Source organism: Chryseobacterium sp. CFS2 (genome assembly GCF_036543225.1).
GTDB lineage: Bacteria > Bacteroidota > Bacteroidia > Flavobacteriales > Weeksellaceae > Chryseobacterium > Chryseobacterium culicis_A.
Window position 1 is genome coordinate 1 of the sequence record NZ_JAZHQU010000019.1, and the last position, 4,124, is coordinate 4,124.

At 46.4% G+C, this 4,124-nt stretch carries 2 tRNA genes and 2 rRNA genes; all 4 read right to left on the reverse strand.

Annotated features, from left to right (window positions below):
* Positions 1 to 39: 39 nt before the first annotated feature.
* Positions 40 to 2,797 (reverse strand): 23S ribosomal RNA (locus tag ODR02_RS23495).
* A 204-nt stretch (positions 2,798 to 3,001) separates the two neighbouring features.
* Positions 3,002 to 3,075, reverse strand: a tRNA-Ala gene (locus ODR02_RS23500).
* A gap of 97 nt (positions 3,076 to 3,172) precedes the next feature.
* Positions 3,173 to 3,246 (reverse strand) — tRNA-Ile (locus ODR02_RS23505).
* Between the two features lie 213 nt (positions 3,247 to 3,459).
* A 16S ribosomal RNA gene (locus tag ODR02_RS23510) occupies positions 3,460 to 4,124 on the reverse strand; the annotation flags it as partial.

The following is a 4,124-nucleotide window of genomic DNA, read 5'->3' on the forward strand; positions in this document are numbered from 1 at the left end:
CAAAGAGGTAACCTTGCTGCACTTCCGTGCGCCATATCAGGCTATAAATCTACGGGTAATTAGTACTACTTGGCTATGACATTACTGTCTTTACACCTATAGCCTATCAACGTCGTCATCTCCAACGACCCTTAAAAGATGTCTCATCTTGAGGCGAGTTTCGCACTTATATGCTTTCAGTGCTTATCTCTTCCAAACGTAGCTACTCAGCAGTGCACCTGGCGGTACAACTGATACACCAGAGGTTTGTTCAATTCGGTCCTCTCGTACTAGAATCAAGCCCTCTCAAACATCTAACGCCCGCAATAGATAGAGACCGAACTGTCTCACGACGTTCTGAACCCAGCTCGCGTGCCACTTTAATGGGCGAACAGCCCAACCCTTGGGACCTTCTCCAGCCCCAGGATGTGACGAGCCGACATCGAGGTGCCGAACCTCCCCGTCGATGTGAGCTCTTGGGGGAGACTAGCCTGTTATCCCCGGAGTACCTTTTATCCTATGAGCGATGGCCCTTCCATACGGAACCACCGGATCACTATGTCCTGCTTTCGCACCTGATCGACTTGTAGGTCTCACAGTCAAGCACCCTTATGCCATTACACTCTACGCACGGTTACCAAGCGTGCTGAGGGTACCTTTGAAAGCCTCCGTTACTCTTTTGGAGGCGACCACCCCAGTCAAACTACCCACCACGCAATGTCCTTCTAAAAGAAGTTAGGCTCCAAGTAAGTAAAGGGTGGTATTTCAACGTTGGCTCCACAAACACTAGCGTGCCTGCTTCAAAGCCTCCCACCTATCCTACACATTACTTACTCAAAGTCAATACGAAGTTATAGTAAAGGTTCACAGGGTCTTTTCGTCCCATTGCGGGTAATCGGCATCTTCACCGATACTACAATTTCACAGAGCTCATGGTTGAGACAGTGCCCAGATCGTTACACCATTCGTGCAGGTCGGAACTTACCCGACAAGGAATTTCGCTACCTTAGGACCGTTATAGTTACGGCCGCCGTTTACTGGGGCTTCAGTCAATGCCTTCGGTTTAACCCTAAGCACCTTCCTTAACCTTCCAGCACCGGGCAGGTGTCAGACCCTATACTGCATCTTTCGATTTTGCAGAGTCCTGTGTTTTTGATAAACAGTCGCCTGGGCCTCTTTACTGCGGCCACCATTGCTGATGGCGTCTCTTCTCCCGAAGTTACGAGACTATTTTGCCTAGTTCCTTAACCATGATTCACTCTAGCACCTTAGGATTCTCTCCTCGACTACCTGTGTCGGTTTTGGTACGGGTTGCTTCACTTCGGCTTTTCTTGGAAGCACTTTCCCTACAGCAGCTTCGCCCGAAGGCTAGGCCTTGACTATTCCGTCAGTCTCCAGTAAGTACGGCACTCCGTCCCCTTTTTAGTGTGAGCAAGTATGGGAATATTAACCCATTGTCCATCCACTACCCCTTTCGGGTTCGCGTTAGGTCCCGACTAACCCTCAGCTGATTAGCATGGCTGAGGAAACCTTAGTCTTTCGGTGAGCGGGTTTCTCGCCCGCTTTATCGTTACTTATGCCTACATTTTCTTTTCTATCCGCTCCACAATACCTCACAGTACTGCTTCGGCGCAAATAGAATGCTCTCCTACCAGATGTATCTAAAATACAAATCCATAGCTTCGGTAATATGTTTATGCCCGATTATTATCCATGCCGGACCGCTCGACTAGTGAGCTGTTACGCACTCTTTAAATGAATGGCTGCTTCCAAGCCAACATCCTAGCTGTCAATGCAGTCCAACCGCGTTGCTTCAACTTAACATATATTTTGGGACCTTAGCTGTTGGTCTGGGTTCTTTCCCTCTCGGACATGGACCTTAGCACCCATGCCCTCACTGCCGTAGAACATTTATTAGCATTCGGAGTTTGTCAGGAATTGGTAGGCGATGAAACCCCCGCATCCAATCAGTAGCTCTACCTCTAATAAACTTATATACGACGCTGCACCTAAATGCATTTCGGAGAGTACGAGCTATCTCCCAGTTTGATTGGCCTTTCACCCCTACCCACAGGTCATCCGAAGACTTTTCAACGTCAACCGGTTCGGTCCTCCACTCTGTGTTACCAGAGCTTCAACCTGCCCATGGGTAGATCACAAGGTTTCGCGTCTAATCCTACTAACTATACGCCCTATTCAGACTCGCTTTCGCTCCGGCTCCGGTACTTAATACCTTAACCTCGCTAGTAAAATTAACTCGTAGGCTCATTATGCAAAAGGCACGCCGTCACACCATATAGGTGCTCCGACCGCTTGTAGGCGTACGGTTTCAGGTTCTATTTCACCCTTCTATTCGAAGTGCTTTTCACCTTTCCTTCACAGTACTTGTTCACTATCGGTCTTTCAGGAGTATTTAGCCTTGGAGGATGGTCCCCCCATATTCAGACAGGATTTCACGTGTCCCGCCCTACTCATTTATCATCCAAATATGCCTTTCGAGTACAGGATTATCACCTTCTATGATTGTTCTTTCCAGAACATTCCTCTAAACATATAAAGACTTTTGGGCTAATCCGCTTTCGCTCGCCACTACTTACGGAATCTCTTCGATTTCTTTTCCTCCGGGTACTTAGATGTTTCAGTTCTCCGGGTTTGCTCCTCCTAAGAGGTGACTGGTCTTCAACCAGCCGGGTTGCCCCATTCGGACATCTGCGGATCAATTCGTGTGTGCCAATCCCCGCAGCTTTTCGCAGCTTACCACGTCCTTCGTCGCCTCTGAAAGCCTAGGCATCCGCCATACGCCCTTAACGATTTCTTTCCTAATATTTAAATTAGTTCAGTATTTTTTGATAAACTCTCGTCTATCGATATTTTTATAAACTCGGCACTCGAAAGTGCTCGGTTATCTCTTTGTGATGTCTTTACCGTTAATGTCAATGATCTTAATGTCTTCTTGTCCGCTTAATGAACAGATATTGTTTTTGGCTCTATCCGTAACTTTTAAATTAAGCTTTCAAAACTGTGGAGAATAAGGGAGTCGAACCCTTGACCTCCTGCGTGCAAGGCAGGCGCTCTAGCCAGCTGAGCTAATTCCCCTCTAGTAGAAATTGTAAATTCTAGATTATAAATTTTAAATGAAACATGCGTTATAATCTAAAATCTATAATTTATAATCTATAATCCCTTCAATTAGTAGTCTCGGGCAGGCTCGAACTGCCGACCTCTACATTATCAGTGTAGCGCTCTAACCAGCTGAGCTACGAGACTTCATTATTAATTTTAAATTTTAAATTGAAAATTTTAAATGATTATTTAAATCTAAAATCTATAATTTATAATCTAAAATCTCTCTATCCCTTTACTAATTTCTAGTGGGTTTTGTATTTTTATATAGCAACCAAACAAAAAACTAAAGCTTGAACTTTAAGTAAGTGCTGTATCTTACGATACTAATTTTGTTTATCGTCTTAAGACGCTCTAAAATGAGATGTTCCAGCCGCACCTTCCGGTACGGCTACCTTGTTACGACTTAGCCCTAGTTACCTGTTTTACCCTAGGCAGCTCCTGTTACGGTCACCGACTTCAGGTACCCCAGACTTCCATGGCTTGACGGGCGGTGTGTACAAGGCCCGGGAACGTATTCACCGCGCCATGGCTGATGCGCGATTACTAGCGATTCCAGCTTCATAGAGTCGAGTTGCAGACTCCAATCCGAACTGAGACCAGCTTTCGAGATTTGCATCACATCGCTGTGTAGCTGCCCTCTGTACTGGCCATTGTATTACGTGTGTGGCCCAAGGCGTAAGGGCCGTGATGATTTGACGTCATCCCCACCTTCCTCTCTACTTGCGTAGGCAGTCTCACTAGAGTCCCCAACTTAATGATGGCAACTAGTGACAGGGGTTGCGCTCGTTGCAGGACTTAACCTAACACCTCACGGCACGAGCTGACGACAACCATGCAGCACCTTGAAAAATGTCCGAAGAAAAGTCTATTTCTAAACCTGTCATTTCCCATTTAAGCCTTGGTAAGGTTCCTCGCGTATCATCGAATTAAACCACATAATCCACCGCTTGTGCGGGCCCCCGTCAATTCCTTTGAGTTTCATTCTTGCGAACGTACTCCCCAGGTGGCTAACTTATCAC